The organism is Streptococcus sp. 2100 (assembly GCF_013276335.1).
Taxonomy (GTDB): Bacteria; Bacillota; Bacilli; order Lactobacillales; family Streptococcaceae; genus Streptococcus; species Streptococcus pseudopneumoniae.
Genome location: NZ_VMKV01000108.1, coordinates 1 through 2,768 on the forward strand (window position 1 = coordinate 1; position 2,768 = coordinate 2,768).

4 protein-coding genes are annotated in these 2,768 nt (G+C 39.1%); 1 reads left to right on the top strand and 3 read right to left on the bottom strand.

Translation table 11 applies throughout. The annotated features are described in order from the left end of the window. Positions 1-145 precede the first annotated feature (145 nt). On the top strand, positions 146-1,024 hold the full coding sequence (locus HT669_RS10705; protein ID WP_001108855.1) for a DUF975 family protein: 879 nt from the start codon (positions 146-148) through the stop codon (positions 1,022-1,024). 119 nt (positions 1,025-1,143) lie between these two features. Here the strand turns inward: HT669_RS10705 and pcp are convergent, their stop codons facing one another. From pcp to HT669_RS10720, 3 genes are all read right to left on the bottom strand, one after another. Next, positions 1,144-1,788, bottom strand: coding sequence for a pyroglutamyl-peptidase I (pcp, locus tag HT669_RS10710; RefSeq protein ID WP_000866913.1), 645 nt, complete (start codon positions 1,786-1,788; stop codon positions 1,144-1,146). Positions 1,789-1,899: 111 nt separating this feature from the next. Further along, positions 1,900-2,262 (bottom strand): DUF1304 domain-containing protein, encoded by a 363-nt coding sequence (locus HT669_RS10715; RefSeq protein WP_000022854.1) that lies wholly within the window; start codon positions 2,260-2,262, stop codon positions 1,900-1,902. 10 nt (positions 2,263-2,272) lie between these two features. Beyond that, on the bottom strand, positions 2,273-2,698 hold the full coding sequence (locus tag HT669_RS10720) for a MarR family winged helix-turn-helix transcriptional regulator (protein ID WP_000570119.1): 426 nt from the start codon (positions 2,696-2,698) through the stop codon (positions 2,273-2,275). Between the last annotated feature and the right edge of the window lie 70 nt (positions 2,699-2,768).

A 2,768-nucleotide genomic window follows, 5' to 3' on the forward strand; every position in this document is an offset into this window, starting at 1 on the left:
CACAACTGTCAAAGTCCCGAATCTGACATTTTTTACCTCCGAAGCTGGGAAAGACAGTCCCAGTTCATACTTTGTACCCAAGGGCATACTGTATGATTTTATCAAAAAAAGCTGGAACTGTCACGAACTATGGTATAATAAGAGAATGAACTATCCAAAAATTGATTTAAAAACAATTCGTCAGGAGTCAAAACATTTTCAGGCTGACACCCCCCGTCTCTTTCTCCTCTATATCCTTCCCAGTATGCTGGTCATCTTATCTGGTTTTCTTAATCCCTTATCTCGGATCCACGTGACTGTTTTAGAACAGCCATTTTTCAGCATACTTGGTCAAATACTTCAAGCCTACCTCTTTCCTCTACTAGTCTCCTTTATCGGGACTATTCTTTTGACCAGTTCCGTCTATGCAACCCTGACACTCATGAAAGATTCTAAAACGGAGCCATCTGTAAAAAACAGCCTAGCTCTCTTTGATGAGGAGCGCTTTTCTCAAACCTTTTTGACCCTACTTCTCAAACGTTTCTATCTCTTTTTATGGAGTATCCCTAATTTACTTGGGATTTACTTCCTCTTTTATAGTAGCTTTTTAGCCCAAAAATTCGTCACCCTACATCCTGAGTTTCCAAATCTAGATCTCTCATCAGTTGAAACCGAGCGTTTCCTCATGGTCTTTGGACTCTACTTTCTTGCAAGTCTCATCTTGATCATTGTAGGAAATATCCTCTATATTCCACAGTATTATGCCTATTCACAGGTGGAATTTCTTCTCTGTTATAGTCTAGACCTAGGACAGGCCTCACCAAGACGAATCCTAAAAACTAGCCGTTCCTTTATGAAGGGCTACAAGTTCCAGCACTTTGTCCTAGATTTACAGCTTCTTCCTTGGTACTTCCTCAATTGGATTACCTTTGGCATTGCTAGTTTTTTACTCCTACCTTATATCCAATGTACTAAAATCAGCTTTTATAGAGCAGTACTTAGAGCAGCACTTAGTAAAAAATACCAACTAAACTACCCCTGGTAGGGCTAGTTTTTCACTCCTACCCTACATTCAAATTAATTAATAAAATGAGTTTTTACCGAGCAGTATTGGCCCGAAAACGTCCAAAAGCTTGAAGGTTTTTCCCCTCAAGCTTTTTTCTATCAATGAGTTTCTCCGCCTACCAACTTGAGTTCCTGATCTCCATGTTCTATTATAGCGCCGATTGCTGCTTCTATCCCTCGCCGAATATCCACTAAACTCATAGCTGGAGTAGTCGGTCTGTTCACCACCTGTTCCATCATATAAGGAATATGCATAAAACCTGCCTTAACATATGGAGATTTCTTTTCTACCAAATAGAGAGCCTGATACATCAAATGGCTGCAGACAAAAGTCCCTGCCGTATTGGAAACAGAGGCCGGTAAGCCCTCTTTTTTTATAGCTTGAACCATCGCTTTAATCGGCAAACTACTAAAGTAGGCCGAAGCACCATCTGGGCGAATGGGACGGTCAATCGGTTGATTATCTTCGTTATCAGAAATGCATGCATCGTCTTGATTAATGGTCACTCGTTCAGGTGTCAAACTAGTTCTTCCACCAGCTTGCCCAATACAAAGGACAAAGTCAGGTTGATAACGATTCATCTCTTCTTCCAATACTTGAGCAGATTTGTGAAAAACTGTCGGCACCTCTAGCCAACGGACCTCAGCACCATGGATTTCAGCTGGTAAACCTTTAATGGCCTCCAAAGCTGGATTGCCCTTTTCCCCTCCAAAGGGCTCAAAACCTGTCACTAATACTTTCATTTCTAACTCCTCAAAACAAATTCAATGAGACTTTTTCTTAAAAACAAGTATAACATATTTCCCTTATTCCGGAGTGAAAAGGACTAGCGAGACTAAGATTGACCTTTGAACTTATTTAAAGAGAAAAATACTAATCAAGGCTAAAATAGCTGGCTCACCTTGCTTCAAAATAATTTTCTTATCTGCTGTGAGAGAGCCATAAGCCGCAGCACCAATCACAAATAAAACAAAAATAGTCACAATTTCTAAATTCTGTGAGAAATAAATCCCATACAGGAGAAAGACTCCTAGCAGAGCATTATAAATCCCTTGATTTTTAAACAGTGAACTTACCGACGGACGAGCTAGTTCTTCCCTGTCCATGTTAAAGACACGACTAGTCGCTTCTGATTGCGTTGCAATACTTTCCAAATAAAAAATGTAAAAATGCTCCAAAGCAACGATTGTTGCTAAAATAATTGTAATAATTGACATCTATTTCTCCTTAAATTTCTATATTTTCAATGCTCAAAACCAATTTGTTTAATAAACGGCTGAATTCTGTTCTCTCAGACTCTGTTAAGATACTTTCCATCTCTTTCTTAACCTTGATATGCTGCAGAGGTGGATTCATCACTAACTGCTCCTTGGCATACTTCGTAGCCTCTACCAAGACTTCTCGCTGATTTTCAGGATTACGATGACGCTCCACCAAACCTTCCTTTTCTAAAATCTTAAAATGCCGTGTCAAAGCAGCCTGATCAATCTTCAAACGCTCCTGAACCGCTATTTGATTACAAGGGGAATGCTTCAACAAAAATAATAAAATCTGATACCGTGTCAAACTAATCCCAAGCCTTTTTTCAAACAATTGCGTACTCGCTTGCTCAGACAAGCGGAGTTGATACAGTAAATCTTGAATCTCTATCATTTCTTCCTCCTTTCTATTGATTTATCAATAGTTGATTAATCAAGTTTAATATAATACTGGACTAAAATCA